The organism is Bacteroidota bacterium, from assembly GCA_018831055.1.
Classification (GTDB): Bacteria; Bacteroidota; Bacteroidia; order Bacteroidales; family B18-G4; genus M55B132.
The window spans coordinates 1-17,305 of record JAHJRE010000009.1; the positions used below are offsets into that span (position 1 = coordinate 1).

The window sequence follows — 17,305 nt, forward strand, 5'->3', positions numbered from 1 at the left end:
ACTGCCTTGCGGGAGGTTGCAGAAGAGACTGGAATAGACAACCTATATATACTTAGAAAGTTACCGAAAACCTATCATTTCTTTCAATCCAGAAATAGTTGGCAAATCAAAAAGACACACTGGTATCTCATGAAAGCCGAAAGCATAGAAAACACTACTCCTTGTCTGGCTGAAGGAATTACCAGGGTTTCCTGGTTCAGCCGGGAGGACATCCAAAGGCTGGAGAGTGAAAGTTATCGGTCTGTCAAGGCATTGATCGACTATGGATTGGATTTGCTATAAGTTTTAATTACCTTTATCTAAAATTATTATATGAACCGAATAGCCGTTTTTCCAGGATCCTTTGATCCCATAACCAAAGGCCATGAATCCATCATTCTCAGGGCGATTCCCCTGTTTGACATCATTTATGTCGCAATCGGTGAAAATGCCGAAAAAACAGGATTCTTTCCTATTGAAAAACGCTTATCCTGGATTGAAAAAGTTTTCCATGATCACTCAGCCATCCGTGTTGAAAAATACAAGGGCCTCACAGTGGATTTTTGCAGGAAAGTAGGAGCTGATTTCATTCTTCGCGGACTGAGAACATCAGCCGACTTCGAATTTGAGAGAAGTATCGGGCAAATCAATAAGATTCTTTATCCTGATATTGAAACCATTTTCCTCCTGACCACTCCGGAGTATACGGCATTAAATTCTTCTATCGTCAGGGATATCCTGCGTCATGGAGGAGATGCCAGCCGCTTTGTGCCTGACGGGGTTGACCTGCAGTTATAATAATTTCACAAAAGCCAGGTTTTATTAAAATATACTATCACAGGAATCAAACCGGGAATATGCACAGATACATTTACCTGTTGTTCTTCATCCTGCTTTTTGGTGGTTTAAAAGCAAAAGAAACCATAATCAGCGGGAAATTACCAAATGCCACTCCTGGCGAATACATACGATTAATTGCTTACCGCGATTTTATTTCCTGGGATGCATACACACTGACTGGTACCCTGGCTGATGATCAGGGGAATTTTGTTCTGAAGGCTGATGTGAAGGATGTGATGTATGTGCAGATCGATGCAGGGTTTCGGAGGGTTGACTTCTACCTGGAACCGGGCCGGCAATACGATATCATCCTGAAAAAACAACTTCTGCAGGAAACATCATCCTATGGACAAAATAACACACTTAGCCTGGAAATCAGAAGTCCTGAAAACTCCCTCACGGCTCAGATTGGTGAAATCAACGACTTGTATAACTCATTTATGTCAAACAGGATCCAGGATTCTTATGGCCGGATGAGCCGCAAACTGGCCGGCGAACTTGAAACCATACTTACGGAAAAAGCCGGTGAGACAGCACATCCCTATGCACAGGATTATGCCGGATATATTATCGCATCACTGAAGCTGATGTCTGGCTCACAAAGTAAAAATAACCTGGCTGTTGAATACCTTGCCGGCCAACCAATTCTTTACGACAACATAGAATACATGGGATTTTTTCATTCCTTTTTTTCCAAGTTTCTAATCTCCACGCCTTCTATCGTAAGTACTCAGGATCTATTCCGGCTGGTGAACGAAGAACTCACCTATAAACCCCTACTCGACACGATGTTACGTGCCGGCTATCTCAACGACATCCCGCTTCGCGAACTCGTTTTGATCAAAAACCTTCAGGAATTATATTTCTTCCCGGGATTTAATCAGTCGAAGGTGCTGTTATTCCTTGAGCAGTTATCAACCAGAGCCTCCTCGGTCGAAAACAGGATGATTGCTGCCAATACAGCAAAAGCAATAAGCAGGGGTTCAACCCATGAACCTGCTCCAAAGACTGAGTTGACAGACTTTTCCGGCAAAACCATACCCTTTCCCCCATCACCCGGTAAATATACCTACCTCTGCCTGATAGATCCCGGCCAACTGGCATCACTCGCGGAACTTAACATCCTTCCTGAGATAATAAAAACGCATAGCGACAGAGTTACGTTTGTTTGCGTAAATGCTGTGGCAGGAGATCAGGTCTTTAAAAACCTTGCTCAACATAATCCCAATGGCCCCATATATGCACTTCCAAAAGATCTTATATCGCTGATTTCAAATTATCCGGTAACCAGACTACCATGGTTCATACTTATTGACCGGAAAGGAAATATTTCCGCCAATCCGGCTCCCTCCCCAAGTGAAGATCTGGCAGGATATTTGAACAGGATGCTGAAAGATTAGCAAGTCTAAATGATTTTTACCAATTTTCATTTACTTTTGCTTTACATTGTAACGATTTAATATATTTAACATAATGAGTTTCCTGAAAAATTTACTGGGCAACAAATCGCAACGGGATATACGCGCTATTGACCCAATGCTGAAAAAGGTAAAAGCTGCCTATGAGACTATACGCAGGCTTGACAACGATCAACTGAGGAGTAAAACAACCGAATTTAAAGAAAAAATTGCCCAATTCATTGAAGATGAACAAAACCAGATCCAGGATATGAAGTTAAGGATCGAAAATGAAGACGATATCCTGGTAAGGGAAAACCTCTGGCATGAGGTTGACAAGCTTGAAAAACAGAAATACGACAAAACAGAAGAGATCCTGAATGAAATATTACCCGAAGCATTCGCGGTGATCAAGGAAACAGCCAGGAGATTCAAGGAAAATGAAGAGGTGATCGTAGATGCAACCGATAATGACAGGCTCCTTGCTGCAAAAAAAGAAAATATAGTGATCCAGGGCAACAAGGCACATTACAAGAATTCCTGGAAAGCCGGTGGTAATTTGATTCGGTGGGACATGGTTCATTATGATGTGCAGCTTATTGGAGGCATTGTACTGCATCAGGGGAAAATTGCGGAAATGGCAACCGGTGAAGGAAAAACCCTTGTCGCCACGCTTCCCGTATATCTTAATGCACTACCTGGAAAAGGCGTTCATATTGTAACTGTAAATGATTACCTGGCTAAACGTGACTCGGAATGGATGGGAGTTCTGTACGAATTTCATGGCTTGAAGGTGGATTGTATCGATAAGCACGAGCCTAACTCCGTGGCAAGAAGAAACGCTTATCTTGCAGACATCACTTTCGGGACCAACAATGAGTTTGGATTCGACTACCTTCGTGACAATATGACAGGCAACCCGGATGAGCTGGTACAAAGAGGGCACAATTATACCATCGTGGATGAGGTTGACTCTGTTCTGATCGATGATGCACGTACTCCTTTGATCATCTCCGGGCCAACCCCAAAAGGCGATAACCATGAATTCCATGATCTGAAACCGGCTATTCAGAAATTATACACAGCCCAAAGAAATCTGGTAACAAAACTGCTTGCCGATGCCAAGAAGTTGTTAACCGGCGATCCTGCCAGTGAAGATGAGAAAAAAGGCGGTGAACTATTGCTTCGTTCCCACAAAGGTCTTCCAAAAAATACCGCTCTCATTAAGTTCCTCAGTGAACCGGGTATGAGAGCACTTATGCAGAAAACGGAAAACTTTTATCTTCAGGAGCAGGCAAAAAATATGCACATTATCACCGATGAACTGTTTTTTGTGATCGATGAAAAAAGCAATTCCATCGAACTTACCGACAAAGGGATAGACCTGATGACAGAATCTTATCAGGATCCGCATTTCTATATTTTACCGGATGTGGGGTCTGAGATTGCTGAAATTGATAAATCATCTGTAAGCGAAGAGGAGAAGCTGGAGAAGAAGAACGAGTTGCTCAGGGATTATGCCGTTAAGTCCGATCGTGTCCATACCGTTAATCAGTTGCTTAAAGCTTACGCCCTTTTTGAAAAGGATGTTGAGTATGTGATCATGGACAACAAGATCAAGATCGTTGATGAGCAAACCGGCCGTATCATGGAAGGCCGGCGCTATTCCGACGGTCTGCACCAGGCCATTGAAGCCAAGGAAAGCGTAAAAGTTGAAGCTTCCACCCAGACTTACGCTACTATTACGCTTCAGAACTTTTTCAGGATGTACAACAAGCTGGCAGGGATGACAGGTACTGCTGAAACTGAAGCCGGTGAATTATGGGACATCTACAAGCTGGATGTAGTGGTTATCCCAACCAATCGCCCGGTGATCCGAAAAGACATGGAAGACCTGGTATACAAGACCAAGAGGGAAAAGTATAATGCCGTTGCCGATGAGGTGGAGAACCTGGTGAATAAAGGAAGGCCTGTATTGGTGGGTACCACTTCTGTTGAAAACTCCGAATTGCTGAGCAGGATGCTTACCCGCAAGAAAATCCGCCATAATGTTCTAAATGCCAAATTGCACCAAAAAGAAGCCGAAGTCGTGCTGGAAGCAGGTAAAGCCGGAATGGTTACCATTGCTACCAATATGGCAGGCCGTGGTACCGACATCAAACTCGGACCCGGTGTAAAAGAAGCCGGAGGCCTTGCCATCATTGGTACCGAAAGGCATGAATCAAGAAGAGTAGACAGGCAGTTAAGAGGACGTTCCGGACGACAGGGTGACCCGGGTAGTTCACAATTCTTCGTATCCCTGGAGGATGATCTTATGCGTATGTTCGGCTCCGATCGTATCGCAAGGATCATGGACCGCCTTGGTCTCAAAGAGGGTGATGTGATCCAGCACAGCATGATCACTAAATCTATCGAAAGAGCTCAGAAAAAGGTTGAAGAAAACAATTTCGGCATTCGTAAGAGGCTCCTCGAATACGATGATGTGATGAACTCCCAGCGCGAGGTGATCTATAAAAAACGTAAACATGCCTTGCATGGGGACAGACTGGCCGTGGATGTTCGAAACATGATGTTCGATGTATGCGAACAGATCCTGGAAGAACATATTGAAAATCGCGATTATGAAGGGCTCCGGATGGATGTGATCCGCACCCTCGGCGTGGAATCCCCCTTTAACGAAAAAGATTTCCTGGCAGGAAATGCCACTGAAATGGCTGATGAATTGTTTGAAAAAGTTTATAACAATTACCGTAAAAAGGCTCAGTTTATTGGTGAACGCGCCATGCCCGTCATCAGGGATGTTTATGAAAGGCATACTCAGTATGAAAATATCGCCATCCCGATCACCGACGGTGCCAAATCACTCAACGTAATTGCAAATCTGAAAAAAGCATACGAAAACGGGGCTAAAGAGATCATCCTGTCCATTGAGAAATCCATTACACTTGCCATCATTGACGAAGCATGGAAAGATCACCTCAGAGAAATGGACGACCTCAAACAATCCGTCCAGACCGCAACCTACGAGCAGAAAGACCCTTTGCTCATTTATAAATTCGAATCTTTCGAGCTATTTAAGAAAATGATCTTTAAGATTAACCGGGATATCTCCGCCTTCCTGATAAAGGGGAACCTACCGGTTCAGGATGCCGAACACATTCAGGAAGCACAAATACCCCGTGGGATTGACAGAAGACAGGTTAAAGAAGAAAGGACTGACCTCCTGGCCCAATCCCATAGCGACACACAAGGCCCCAGAAAAGCTCAACCTGTTGTCCGCCAGGAACCCAAGGTCGGAAGAAACGATCTTATTAAGGTTCAGTATAATGACGGCCGGATAATAGAAAAGAAATACAAACTACTTGAAAACGATATTAAAAGGGGCGAATGCCAGATTATAAACTAAATAAACTCTAACCTGAATACCATGAAAAAACGACTGTATTACCTTGCAATTTTTGCTATCATCAGCAACCTCTCCTTCGCTCAACTTGGCTACAGCCCGGTTGTAGATTCTCTTATAGGACTGATTACCGAACAAACCATTACAGACCTCGAAGTCCAGCTCATCGGAGATGTACCGGTAATGGTTAACGGTGAAGAACACACGATTGCCAGCCGTTATGCCAACTCCCCGACCAATCCCATTGCTGCTGCATGGATCTTTGAACAATTTGAAAATATGGGGTTGCAGGTTGAATATCAATATTTCGGATCAAAAGGCGAAAATGTCATAGCTACATTGCCCGGTACTCTTTTCCCCGATCAGCAATACATCATTTGCGCACATTACGACGATATGCCTTCGCAGAATTTCGCACCGGGAGCTGATGATAATGCCTCCGGCGTTGTTGCCGTACTTGAAGCTGCCAGATTACTGAATGGTATGTCTCCCCTGTATACCGTTAAGTTCATCGCCTTCGACGAGGAAGAACTGGGCCTGATAGGAAGCTGGGAATATGCGGATGAGGCTGCTACACAGGGAGATGACATCCTGGGAGTGCTAAACCTTGATATGATCGCTTATGATTCCAATAACGACAACATGATGTCAATCTCCGTCAACACTGCATCTACTCCTTTTGCAGATTATTTCATAAGTGCCATGGAAATCTATGAACCGGAAATGTCGTATAATTTCATTTCCACTACTGCCAGCGACCATTATCCCTTCTGGGCAAATGGATACAAAGCCATTCTGGCCATTGAAGACTGGAACGATTTTCATGCTTATTATCACACCATTTACGACAACTTTTCCAACCTTAATATCCCCTATTTTCATAAGATGACACGGGTTGCTGTTGCAACCATTTCCTCACTGGCATTGGACTACACCATGGAGTTCGATCACGACCCGATACTTTCCAGTCCTGATACTGACGACCGGATCGCTGAAATAACCATCTCATCGAATCATCCCATTGCCGGGGGAGAAAACGCCCCGAAATGCTATTTCAGCATCAACGGAGGCTCTTACACAATGCTGGATGCTTTTGAACAAAATGGAGATCTCTACCGGTTCATGATTCCAGGACAAACTGTTGGGACTGCGGTGAGCTATTACTTTGCAGCACAGGATGAAGAGGCTGCTTTTATTGCCACCCACCCCTCCGGTGGTTCAGGAATGAACCCTCCGGGAACAAATTCCCCGGAAATCCTATTCGAATACTTTGTTGGAGAACTATTTACTCAAACATACTGCTCGCAGGCTTTACCCAAAGACATCCTGGATTTTCAAAATACCTACGATACGATCACTGTTGATCTGGAAGGTGCTGTTGTTACCGATATTAACGTTAAGTTCGGTGCAAGCCATCCTTACGACGGAGATCTGAGCATTTTCGTGAAAGGAACAAATGGCACAGAGATAACCCTGAGTTCTGGTAATGGTGGTAGCGGAAATAATTACATCAATACAATTTTTGACGATGATGCTTCTACCTCTATTACAAATGGCAATCCGCCGTTCACAGGTAGTTATAAGCCGGAAGAATCACTTTCCGTAATGAATGGTTCATCCCTCAGTGGGGATTGGATTTTACGTGTTTACGACGATGGCGATGGCGATGAAGGAGTGCTGGCCCAGTATTGTATTGAGGTTGAGTATTACCTCCAACCCGTAGGCACTGAAGAAATCCAGATCCCTCTGCAGGTTTTGTATCAGAACTACCCCAATCCTTTTTCCGACGTCACAGTAATTGGTTTTGAACTTGCCGAACCTACTTTTGTGAACCTGGAACTTTTCGATATGACCGGCAGGAAGATCAATACCCTTGCCGCAAGAAACTATAATGCCGGTAATCATCACATTGAAGTATATGCAGGTGATCTCCCTGCCGGCAGATATTTTTACAGGATGCAGACAAACAAGGATGTTACAGTCAAATCAATGTCGGTAATCAAATAATGTTAAACCCGGTTTTCCCAGGAATCGCTATCCACGGTTCCTGGAAAAACCGGAATAAAATGATAAAACATGCCGAAATACGGAAGAATATTATTGAAGTTGAGCGGTGAAGCCCTGATGGGAGAACAAAAGTATGGGATCTCCATGCCCCGTCTGGATGCTTATGCACAGGAAATAGAAAATGCTGGAGCCTCAGGGGTTCAGATAGGCATTGTGATGGGTGGAGGCAATATTTTCAGGGGACTTCAGGGAATGAACGACGGAGTTAACCGGATACAGGGAGATTATATGGGTATGCTTGCCACAGTAATCAACAGCCTGGCTCTTCAAAGTGCTCTTGAAAAAAAAGGACTTAAAACGAAGTTGTTATCAGGATTACCTGTTGATCCTGTTGCCGAATCCATGAGCAGTCGCAAAGCTATTGAAGCTTTGGAGAACGGTTTTATCGTTATTATAGCAGGCGGGACAGGAAGACCATATTTTACTACAGATACTACCGCGGCCCTCAGGGCACTTGAAATAAGCGCTGATGCCCTGCTGAAAGGAACCCGCGTTGATGGAGTTTATACCGCTGATCCTGAAAAATTCCCCGATGCCAAACGTTTTGATACGGTTTCCTTTGATGAAGCCATCGACAAAGGCCTTAAAGTGATGGACATTACAGCATTTACCTTATGTAAGGAAAACAAGATGCCTATCGTTGTCTTCGACATGAATAAACCCGGAAACCTTACCGCACTGGTTAATGGCCAGGATATCGGCACACTCGTGAAGTAAAGGTAAAGGTTGAAATGAGATGCAGGCTACAAGCTACAGGTTACAGGTTACAGGCTGCAAGTTACATGCAACCTGAAACTTGCAACCTGTAACAATTTGTTATCTTTCCAGATACATAATTTTTAATATATTTGCTTTATAAAATTGTTGCCATGACAGAAGAATCCATAATGGTTCTCGATGACACCAAAGAAAGTATGAATGCTGCTTTGACGCATCTTGAACGTGAATTTCAGAAAATACGTGCCGGAAAAGCAAGCCCCTCCATGCTTGAGGGCATCAAGATCAATTATTACGGTGCAATGACTCCTATAGAGCAAACTGCCAATATCAATACGCCCGATCCCAGACAAATCATTGTTCAACCCTGGGATAAAAGTATCCTGCAGGAATTGGAGAAAGCCATCATGGCTGCCAACCTGGGATTTAACCCCAAAAATGAAGGGGAAGTACTCAGGATCATCGTTCCCCCGCTTACGGAAGAGCGCAGGAAAGATCTTGTAAAACAAGCCAGGAACGAATCAGAGCAGGCCAAGATCAGCATCCGGAATATACGCCGGAGTGCCAACGATATGGCTAAGAGCCTTGAAAAAGACGGCCTGCCGGAAGATGAAGTGAAAAAACTCCAGGAGAAGATCCAGGAAATGACGGATGAGTATATTAAAAAGATAGACGAATTCCTTGAAAAGAAAGAAAAGGATATCATGACGGTATAACATTCCCGTAATTGTTATCCTTATTTTAATCCTTCCGTACAGTTTCTGCAAATATCGAGGCTTTTACGGTTACTTAAAACCCGGTGCCTGAAATTGCTGTATTTTTCACTTTTCCATATCAACCTGAGAGACTGTTCTTTCAGGTTACCCATCACCCATCGCGCATCTTTATCGAAGCAACAAGGCACAACATCGCCATCCCAGGAGACTACCAGGCCCGACCACATTCTGAAACAACGGTTGGGTAAACGGCTTTTGATTGAATATTTTCCATCCGCATCCTGCCTGTATCGGGAGTATTTCTTGTTCTGGACCGGGATTATCCAGGAATGATTCACCGTATCGTATACCTGCGCAGATTTGAATTGCAATTCAACGCCCAGGGAAGCAGCATATTCGCGTGCCTGCCTCATCTGATGCTCGTTATGCCCCATTACCAAAAACTGAAGAATGATCCGGGGATGATGCTTCCTTTGCCTTTTCTTTTCTTCCAGGATATTACGAATACCCTGATGTACCTTTTCGAGGGTTCCATCCCGCCGGTAACATTCATAAACATCCTGTGTTGTGCCGTCGTAAGAAATGATCAGGCGGTCAAGACCTGAATCAACAAGGCTCCGGGCATTTTCTTTATCCAGGAAATGTCCGTTGGTGGAAGTCATGGTATAAATATTCCGGCTCCGGGCGTATTCCACAAACCCGAAGAAATCTTTGTTCAACATGGGTTCTCCCTGAAAATACAACATTATGTTTAAAAGATAAGGAGAAGCTTCATCAATATACCTCTTAAAATCAGAAACCGACAAGTGACCGGTGGGTCGCGAAAAAGACCTCTGACCGGCAGGGCACTCGGGGCAACGCAAATTGCATGATGTGGCAGGTTCAACCGACATGCTGAAAGGCATCCCGGGATGCCGGGAATGACCGGATCCAACAGAATATGTATAGCCGGTGTATACCTTGACTATATTCCAAATCTTACGAAATGTCAGCGTACCGAAAAACCTGCAAGTATCCCTCAGTGAAGCAAAAATCATGTATCATCAAAGGTTTTCTGTGAGCTTCTGAACCAATCGCATCTGGCTCAGAAACTCCTTGGCAACAATACGCAACACCGTGTAACCGGGGATTGCGAGTATCATTCCCGGAATGCCTGCCAGGCTCCCGGCCATGATGATTACCAGAAATATCTCAACCGGATGAGCCTTTACCACATTAGAATAAATAATGGGTTGCAACAGTATATTATCAATCAGGTTTGCCACAGCAAAAACCCCCACAACCATGATCGCGGTTACCAAAACCTGATCATAAAAACCGAGGCTAAGCGTGGTTGAAACAGCAATAAATACGCCTACAGCTCCCCCTATCAATGGCCCGAGATAGGGAACAATATTCATCAATCCTCCGAAAAAACCTATGATAAGCGCATTTTTGATCCCGAGGATTCCAAGCCCCAACGACAACAAGGTAACCATACATACTAACTCGGTAAGCAATCCCAGAAAATACCTTGTCAGCAAATGGTTCGACATCATCAGGATATGCTGTGTAGCCTGGGTATATTTTTCAGGAACGAGTAAAAGCAAAAAGTTTGAAAACATCTTCTCGCTCTTTAGAAAGAAGAACGTCAGAAAGAGGATTGAAAAAGCTCCAAAAAAGAAAGATCCTGTGGCGCTGACGATCTTGCTGAAAATATTGGAAAAGGTTGCTACGCTCAAAACTGAAGTTATCTGCTTTTCCAGGGCACTTTGCATGGTCTCCCCCGTATGGATGATGTCATATTCTATCAGGAAATTTTCCAGATTTGCAATGGGTTCTCTGAAATAATCCATCACGCTCCCCATATCTATCTGCGATATTATCTTCGCCTGGTTGGTGATCATAGGGACAAAGAACCAGATAAAACCGGCTACGATAAATAACATTACAACAAGAGTGATCAAAGCACTTACTCCCTGTGGTATGCTAAACTTACCTATCCTGACCCGGTTTATGAGCTTTACCAAAGGTTGCCCTATCACTGAAAGTACGGCAGCCACCAATACATAAACCACAATGTCGGAAAAAAACCATATGAAAAGGATTAGCAGTGCCAATCCCAATACGGTGAAAACGAAAGGATACTTTTTTAGCATGGTACAACAGTTTAGGTTGAGTAAATATACAGGAAATACCTTCTTAAACCTTTGAAAAATAAAAAATCATAATACCTATATTTGTTAAATATACAAATCAATAAATTAAACAAAATGGTCTTTTTGATTGTTAGAGAGTTATTAACAAAAATAGAATGAACCAGTCCAAATCAAATTCTCAAAAGAAGGTAATAGTTATAGGAGCAGGGTTTTCAGGACTTTCTGCGGCAACCAGTCTTGCAGCCATGGGATTTAACGTTAGCATCCTGGAAAAACACGACATGGCCGGAGGCAGGGCACGAAAGTTCGAGTCCGCTGGTTTCACATTCGACATGGGCCCTTCATGGTACTGGATGCCCGATGTATTTGAAAGGTATTTTTACCGTTTCGGTAAATCGACATCAGATTATTATGATTTGATAAGGCTGGATCCTTCATATTCAATATATTTCAATCCACAGGAAAAAGTCAGCCTTCCTGCAAGCATGGAAGGTATGGAAGCTTTGTTCGAGAGCTATGAAAAAGGTGCGGGTTTAAAACTCAGGAAATTCCTGAAAGCAGCAAAGATAAAATATGATATCGGCATCCGCGACCTGGTGTACAAGCCAGGACTTTCCCTCCTGGAGTATATTTCATCGGACTCATTGCGGTATTTAATGAAACTGAGCATTTTTCAGACCTTCAATAGCTATACCCGTAAATACTTTAAAGACCAGCGTTTGCTGCAGATGCTTGAATTCCCGGTATTATTCCTGGGAGGTACAGGAAAGACGACCCCGGCACTTTACAGCCTGATGAACTATGGTGATATTGCTCTCGGTACCTGGTATCCCATGGGTGGGATGTATTCCGTTGTTGAAGGAATGGTAAAACTAGCCGAGGAACAAGGTGTGCGTATCATATACAGCAGCGATGTGGAAAGCCTGCCTGTTAGAAATGGTAAAATCAGAGAGGTTATTGCGGATGGAGTTAGTTACAATGCAGATATTGTTGTCAGCAGCGCAGATTACAATTTCACTGAGATGAACCTGCTCCATGAAAGCGATCGCTCGTACAGCGAAAAATATTGGAACAAAAGGGTAATGTCCCCATCTTCCCTAATATTCTTCCTCGGCTTGAACAGAAAAATACGTGGGTTGGATCATCATACCCTGTTTTTTGACGAAGATTTCAGCAGGCATGCGGCTTCCATTTATGATCAGCCGGCATGGCCGGAAAATCCCTCTTTATATTTTTCCTGTACCTCCAAGACAGATCCTTCCGTTGCACCTTCCGGCTATGAGAATCTCATGGTTCTGATACCTGTAGCCCCCGGCCTGGAAGACAACGATGATATCCGTGAAAAATATTACAAAATTGTCATGGAAAGGATCAATAAGATCCTGGGAGAAAATATTGAGAAAAATGTCATTTATAAAAGATCATATGCATTAAATGATTTTAGTATCGACTACAATGCATTTCAGGGCAATGCCTATGGTCTTGCAAACACCCTTTTGCAAACGGCTTTTCTCAAGCCGAAACTTAAGAGCCGCAAGGTTGAGAACCTTTATTATACAGGACAATTAACGGTTCCGGGACCAGGAGTACCACCGGCACTTATTTCCGGACAAGTTGTTGCTGATGTAATTACCAAAACCGAAAAATCATGAAAGAAATATACGATAACATATCCAGGAAAACCAGTAAAATAACCACTACTACTTATAGTACGTCCTTTTCTCTGGGAATAAGGTTTTTTAACCCCAAATACCACGATCCGATATATGCGATCTATGGTTTTGTCAGGTTAGCCGATGAAATTGTAGATACTTTCCATCAGTATGATAAAAGGAAACTGTTAGACAAGTTCAGGGAAGACACCTATGAAGCAATCAGCGACGGGATCAGTATGAATCCCATCCTCAATAGTTTCCAATGGGCTGTAAACCGCTATAATATTGAACGCCAGCTTATCGACCAATTCCTGCACAGCATGGAAATGGACCTTGGCCTGGAGGATCATGACCGGGATTCCTATGATGAGTATATCCTGGGATCCGCAGAAGTTGTTGGACTTATGTGCCTTAGAGTATTCACCGATGGGAATGATGAATATTATGAGTCACTAAAACAACCTGCCATGAGACTGGGAGCAGCATTTCAGAAGATCAACTTCCTGAGGGATATAAAAAACGATCACATGTCGCTTGGCCGGTCTTACTTCCCTGAAGTAGATATTTTTAACTTCTCGGATGAACAGAAAAAAGAAATAGAATTGGAAATAGAAAGTGACTTTCGGGCCGGACTGGAAGGAATTAAGAAATTACCCTTTGGCGCCCGTTATGGAGTTTACCTGGCCTATGTATATTATTATAAGCTTTTCAGGAAAATCAGAAGGGTGAAGGCGGAAAAGGTAATGCAGAAAAGAGTCAGGATCCCGAATCCTGTGAAATACTCAATGATCCTGAGCAGTTACCTCCGCCACCGTATAGGAATCCTTTAAAAACAAATGCTTTTAATCTATGACCTGGTTTATCGCAATATTACTTATCGTCGGAGCATTTTTCTTTATGGAATTCATGGCATGGTTCACACATAAATATGTGATGCACGGCTTCCTATGGGTTCTCCATAAAGATCATCACATCCGGGATGGACGGAAATGGGAATACAATGACTTGTTCGCGGTATTTTTTGCCATACCGAGCGTATTGCTTATCCTGTTTGGTATCCGGAATGATAATCCCTGGCTGTTATTTACCGGCATAGGCATCGCCCTCTATGGCTTCGCTTATTTCCTGTTCCATGATGTTTTCGTCCACCAGCGCATCAAAACCGGAAGACAAGTCAGCAACCGTTACCTGCGAGCCACCCTGAAAGCCCATCTCGAACACCATACCCCCAGAGCCCATTACAATTACGGATTTCTGATCGCACCCTGGAAGTATTACCGGGAAGAATTCGGTAAAGTAAAAAACAAAACATCAAATTAAAATCCTGTGTATACTTACCTGCTCATAAACCTGGTGGCTATAAGCCTTCCTATGATTGCCACCTTTTTCCCATGGCATCGTTTCGACAAGCAGTGGAAATATGTATTCCCTGCGATCCTGTTAACAATGGTAATATTTATACCATGGGATGTTATCTTCACCCGAATGGGAGTCTGGGGATTCAATCCCCTTTATCTTAGCGGAGTTTATATCCTCGATCTTCCGCTTGGAGAATGGTTGTTCTTCATTTGCATACCCTATGCCGCCCTATTTACTTATGATGCCGTGAATTACGTTATCAGGAAAGATTTTCTGGGTAAAGCCGCTCCATGGATCAGCGGGGTGTTGGGTACAGGGTTGCTGGTAACCGGGCTTTTACACCTTGAACAATTATATACATCCATCACTTTTATTGCAACCGGAATATTCCTGCTTCTTCACCTGATCATCTGGAAATCAAAATACATGGGCAGGTTTTTTCTCTCCTATAGCTTTGTTTTGCTCCCCTTTATCATCATCAATGGTTTCCTCACTGGTTCTTTCATACCGGAAGAGGTCGTTTGGTATAATGATGCCCAAAACCTTGGAATCCGGATTTTTACCATACCCCTGGAGGACTTTGTTTACAGCCTTCTCCTGCAGGGACTGAATGTCACCTTTTTCGAAACACTTAAAAAGATATACTAATACAGCAGATCGATCGGACGGAAAAATCAATATGACCATAGATTGTCCTGATGTCCTCCCGAAGGTGACGAACCTATCTTAATATAATTATCAATGGCCCCGGATATCAGTTGTGAAGCCCTTGAAATAAATTCCTCGTATACGGGCGGCATATGACGGTTCAGGTAAAAAAGCATTAGTCCCGATATCATCATATTCATTTCCGACATTCCCCTTGATGCAGTTTCCTCATCGATCATGCTTTCTCCGGTTAATATCTTCCAATCCTTTTCCGTCAAACGATCCAGGAAGTAGTATATCAGTTCCGGTGCTTCCATACCGGAAGAAATATCAGACAAACGCTCCAGGAAAAACAATTCAAATATTCCCGGATACTGAATAAAATACCGGATATATGCCATATACATGGCTTTCAGTTTTCCGGCTCCATGTGGCTCCGTTTGCGTCTCAACCTGAACAAATTCTGCACATTCTTCCTGGAAATCTTTCACGCAAATGAACACCAGTTCCTTTACATCCCTGAAATAATTATAAATGGTTGCATAAGAGTAACCCGCTTTCTCTGCGATATTTCTCACACTTACGCTTTTCAACCCCTCCCCTTTCAGGAGTTCTTTGGTTGCTTCTATGAAATAAGACCTCATCCTGGCTTCCTGGATTTCTTTGTTGCTCATAAAAACTAAAATTTTAACAGTGCAAATATAATTAACATTGTTAATCTGCAAAATAAAAAAATGCCACGAATTCACGAATAAAGATGAAGAACGAATATTTAACTTCACCTACAGACGTGAAGTTAAGATTTAATTCATTCGTGGCAACTTTAAACCTTATTTCCACGAATAAATAAAAAAATGCCACGAATGCACGAATAAAAATCAAATAACGATTATTCTCATCACCAACAAGCGTGAAATAAAAACCAACAAAATCCCTGCGTCCCTGCGGTTCTGCCCGTTATATTCAAGTAATTACTTGTCCTCTGCGTCTTTGCGCGAAATACCCTCAGCTATGAGATAATAATTTTTCACGCTGAGATAACTTTTTTTTTGCGCAGAGCCGCAGTGGATGCAAGAGGCACAGAGGGTTTGAGATGAATAATCGAAGGGGGCAGGAGGCAAGTTGCAGGCTACAGGCATCAGGTGGGAGTTTGCAGCCTGTAACCTACAACCTGCAGCCTGTGTAGCCCGTAGCTATTTGTTAATACTCACATGTTACAGTTCCTTTTTCAGGATGTTTTTGAAACGTGTTTCGGAGATATAATGGTCTTCCAGCAATTTTCCATCCCGGATCAGTGCGAACACACCAAAACCTGAGGGAGCATTTTGCGCATCAACAGCGGATTCCAATCGCTGGACATTCAGTACAATTCCATTTTCTGAGGCTACTTTTTGGAGGGCTTCAACCGCTTTTATGTGCCAGGGGCATTGATTGGCATAAAGGAGATGCCATCCTGAAAACTCTTTTAATTTTTGGGACCAGTCGATCAGGGTGGGAACCGGACCGGATTCGTTAAATGACTTCACCATGAGTTCAAAGCGTCCCTGCATATCTACCTTTTTATACCCCAATTTCAGAAAAAGCTTTTTATCGGTAATCCAGCTTCCTTTGCTTGTCATCACGGCAACACCATGCTTCCCAAGCTTTTCAGCTTCCGTCTCGCAATCTTCCACAAGCCATTGTGCGTATCCTTTGTTCCGGTCTTTATTGGAGTATGTGAACATACAATGAATAAACATATATCCATCGGCATTTACTGGCCTCCATGCGAATTCAGCAGGAACATATTCAATGAACGCGATTTTCCGGCCATCATCATCCTGAAGAATCTTCAGCCTGAGCCCTTCATTATAGTGTTCATCAAACCACTTTTTCTTGGCAAAAAAAGCGGGACTGTTCACGTCGCGGATACAAAAAAACGAGTGTTGTGTCACGTTTTCCGGCGTAATTGAGACTATTTCCATGATATAGTTATAATGGTAACTCCCTTTGCAGGAAGTGTGAAATGAGTATTTATGCTTTTTCTATCAGGATTCCAGGAAAAACAGACATCTTCCCCGCCGTTTTGCACATCCGATGGTTCTTCCGGAATATTAATAACCTGAAGGTCCATCTGACGGTCCTGGCCCGGATAGTTTTCTTCCGGTGCTGATGTCACTGTGATCTCAACACCCTTATCCAACAGGCGGCTGCTGAAATTGAGAATTTCATATTGGCCTTTAGCGTATGCATCCGGAGTTATTCCGTCATCATCGTACAGGAACCCATTGCTTTCCTTAACGGCATCATCAAAGTAGTATGTCAGCATAATATCCTGGTTAGGATAGTCGCTGGTTGACTGTACCGGCTCAACCGTGGGAATGAAAGCTCCTCCTCTGACGAACAC

General features: G+C 43.3%; 16 protein-coding genes. 11 read left to right on the forward strand and 5 right to left on the reverse strand.

The annotated features are described in order from the left end of the window. The 7 genes from KKA81_00605 to frr all read left to right on the forward strand — a co-directional run. Positions 1-282 (forward strand): NUDIX domain-containing protein (locus KKA81_00605; protein ID MBU2649408.1); only part of this gene is annotated, 282 nt, incomplete at its 5' end. Positions 283-312: 30 nt separating this feature from the next. Then, positions 313-777 carry a pantetheine-phosphate adenylyltransferase gene (gene coaD, locus KKA81_00610; protein ID MBU2649409.1) on the forward strand — a complete coding sequence of 155 codons (465 nt, stop codon included), beginning with the start codon at positions 313-315 and terminating at the stop codon, positions 775-777. Positions 778-836: 59 nt separating this feature from the next. After that, entirely contained in the window at positions 837-2,219 is a 1,383-nt protein-coding gene (locus KKA81_00615; GenBank protein ID MBU2649410.1) for a hypothetical protein, read from the forward strand. 73 nt (positions 2,220-2,292) lie between these two features. Continuing rightward, positions 2,293-5,622, forward strand: a complete 3,330-nt coding sequence (secA, locus tag KKA81_00620) for a preprotein translocase subunit SecA (protein MBU2649411.1) — start codon at positions 2,293-2,295, stop codon at positions 5,620-5,622. 21 nt (positions 5,623-5,643) lie between these two features. Beyond that, on the forward strand, positions 5,644-7,626 hold the full coding sequence (locus KKA81_00625) for a M20/M25/M40 family metallo-hydrolase (protein MBU2649412.1): 1,983 nt from the start codon (positions 5,644-5,646) through the stop codon (positions 7,624-7,626). Positions 7,627-7,695: 69 nt separating this feature from the next. Then, positions 7,696-8,403: a UMP kinase gene (gene pyrH / locus KKA81_00630; GenBank protein MBU2649413.1), complete on the forward strand. Its 708-nt coding sequence runs from the start codon at positions 7,696-7,698 to the stop codon at positions 8,401-8,403. Between the two features lie 152 nt (positions 8,404-8,555). Continuing rightward, on the forward strand, positions 8,556-9,119 hold the full coding sequence (frr, locus tag KKA81_00635; protein MBU2649414.1) for a ribosome recycling factor: 564 nt from the start codon (positions 8,556-8,558) through the stop codon (positions 9,117-9,119). A gap of 20 nt (positions 9,120-9,139) precedes the next feature. On the opposite strand, the gene KKA81_00640 is transcribed toward frr, so the two are convergent. Next, entirely contained in the window at positions 9,140-10,156 is a 1,017-nt protein-coding gene (locus tag KKA81_00640) for an SPASM domain-containing protein (GenBank protein ID MBU2649415.1), read from the reverse strand. A 6-nt stretch (positions 10,157-10,162) separates the two neighbouring features. Beyond that, the gene (locus KKA81_00645) at positions 10,163-11,257 is read right to left on the reverse strand and encodes an AI-2E family transporter (GenBank protein MBU2649416.1); all 1,095 of its coding nucleotides are present in this window, start codon (positions 11,255-11,257) and stop codon (positions 10,163-10,165) included. Between the two features lie 155 nt (positions 11,258-11,412). Between KKA81_00645 and crtI the strand changes: the two genes are divergently transcribed. From crtI to KKA81_00665, 4 genes are read left to right on the forward strand one after another with little or no spacing between them, the layout of a single operon-like run. Beyond that, complete coding sequence (gene crtI / locus KKA81_00650) at positions 11,413-12,909, forward strand: phytoene desaturase (GenBank protein ID MBU2649417.1); 1,497 nt, start codon at positions 11,413-11,415, stop codon at positions 12,907-12,909. After that, positions 12,906-13,742 carry a phytoene/squalene synthase family protein gene (locus tag KKA81_00655; protein MBU2649418.1) on the forward strand — a complete coding sequence of 279 codons (837 nt, stop codon included), beginning with the start codon at positions 12,906-12,908 and terminating at the stop codon, positions 13,740-13,742. The genes crtI and KKA81_00655 overlap by 4 nt, the downstream gene beginning before the upstream one ends. 19 nt (positions 13,743-13,761) lie before the next feature. Then, the gene (locus KKA81_00660; protein MBU2649419.1) at positions 13,762-14,232 is read left to right on the forward strand and encodes a sterol desaturase family protein; all 471 of its coding nucleotides are present in this window, start codon (positions 13,762-13,764) and stop codon (positions 14,230-14,232) included. Positions 14,233-14,283: 51 nt separating this feature from the next. Next, positions 14,284-14,919 carry a lycopene cyclase domain-containing protein gene (locus KKA81_00665; GenBank protein MBU2649420.1) on the forward strand — a complete coding sequence of 212 codons (636 nt, stop codon included), beginning with the start codon at positions 14,284-14,286 and terminating at the stop codon, positions 14,917-14,919. 26 nt (positions 14,920-14,945) lie between these two features. On the opposite strand, the gene KKA81_00670 is transcribed toward KKA81_00665, so the two are convergent. From KKA81_00670 to KKA81_00680, 3 genes are all read right to left on the reverse strand, one after another. Beyond that, positions 14,946-15,593 carry a TetR/AcrR family transcriptional regulator gene (locus KKA81_00670; protein ID MBU2649421.1) on the reverse strand — a complete coding sequence of 216 codons (648 nt, stop codon included), beginning with the start codon at positions 15,591-15,593 and terminating at the stop codon, positions 14,946-14,948. Positions 15,594-16,133: 540 nt separating this feature from the next. Beyond that, entirely contained in the window at positions 16,134-16,883 is a 750-nt protein-coding gene (locus KKA81_00675) for a hypothetical protein (protein ID MBU2649422.1), read from the reverse strand. Next, positions 16,874-17,305 (reverse strand): DUF5110 domain-containing protein (locus KKA81_00680; GenBank protein MBU2649423.1); only part of this gene is annotated, 432 nt, incomplete at its 5' end. The genes KKA81_00680 and KKA81_00675, both read right to left, overlap by 10 nt.

Excerpts from the sequence above, each read along its gene's own strand:
- coaD (MBU2649409.1), top strand. The coding sequence starts at position 313 with ATGAACCGAATAGCCGTTTTTCCAGGATCCTTTGATCCCATAACCAAA.
- KKA81_00615 (MBU2649410.1), top strand. The coding sequence starts at position 837 with ATGCACAGATACATTTACCTGTTGTTCTTCATCCTGCTTTTTGGTGGT.
- secA (MBU2649411.1), top strand. The coding sequence starts at position 2,293 with ATGAGTTTCCTGAAAAATTTACTGGGCAACAAATCGCAACGGGATATA.
- KKA81_00625 (MBU2649412.1), top strand. The coding sequence starts at position 5,644 with ATGAAAAAACGACTGTATTACCTTGCAATTTTTGCTATCATCAGCAAC.
- pyrH (MBU2649413.1), top strand. The coding sequence starts at position 7,696 with ATGCCGAAATACGGAAGAATATTATTGAAGTTGAGCGGTGAAGCCCTG.
- frr (MBU2649414.1), top strand. The coding sequence starts at position 8,556 with ATGACAGAAGAATCCATAATGGTTCTCGATGACACCAAAGAAAGTATG.
- KKA81_00640 (MBU2649415.1), bottom strand. The coding sequence starts at position 10,156 with ATGATTTTTGCTTCACTGAGGGATACTTGCAGGTTTTTCGGTACGCTG.
- KKA81_00645 (MBU2649416.1), bottom strand. The coding sequence starts at position 11,257 with ATGCTAAAAAAGTATCCTTTCGTTTTCACCGTATTGGGATTGGCACTG.
- crtI (MBU2649417.1), top strand. The coding sequence starts at position 11,413 with ATGAACCAGTCCAAATCAAATTCTCAAAAGAAGGTAATAGTTATAGGA.
- KKA81_00655 (MBU2649418.1), top strand. The coding sequence starts at position 12,906 with ATGAAAGAAATATACGATAACATATCCAGGAAAACCAGTAAAATAACC.
- KKA81_00660 (MBU2649419.1), top strand. The coding sequence starts at position 13,762 with ATGACCTGGTTTATCGCAATATTACTTATCGTCGGAGCATTTTTCTTT.
- KKA81_00665 (MBU2649420.1), top strand. The coding sequence starts at position 14,284 with ATGATTGCCACCTTTTTCCCATGGCATCGTTTCGACAAGCAGTGGAAA.
- KKA81_00670 (MBU2649421.1), bottom strand. The coding sequence starts at position 15,593 with ATGAGCAACAAAGAAATCCAGGAAGCCAGGATGAGGTCTTATTTCATA.
- KKA81_00675 (MBU2649422.1), bottom strand. The coding sequence starts at position 16,883 with ATGGAAATAGTCTCAATTACGCCGGAAAACGTGACACAACACTCGTTT.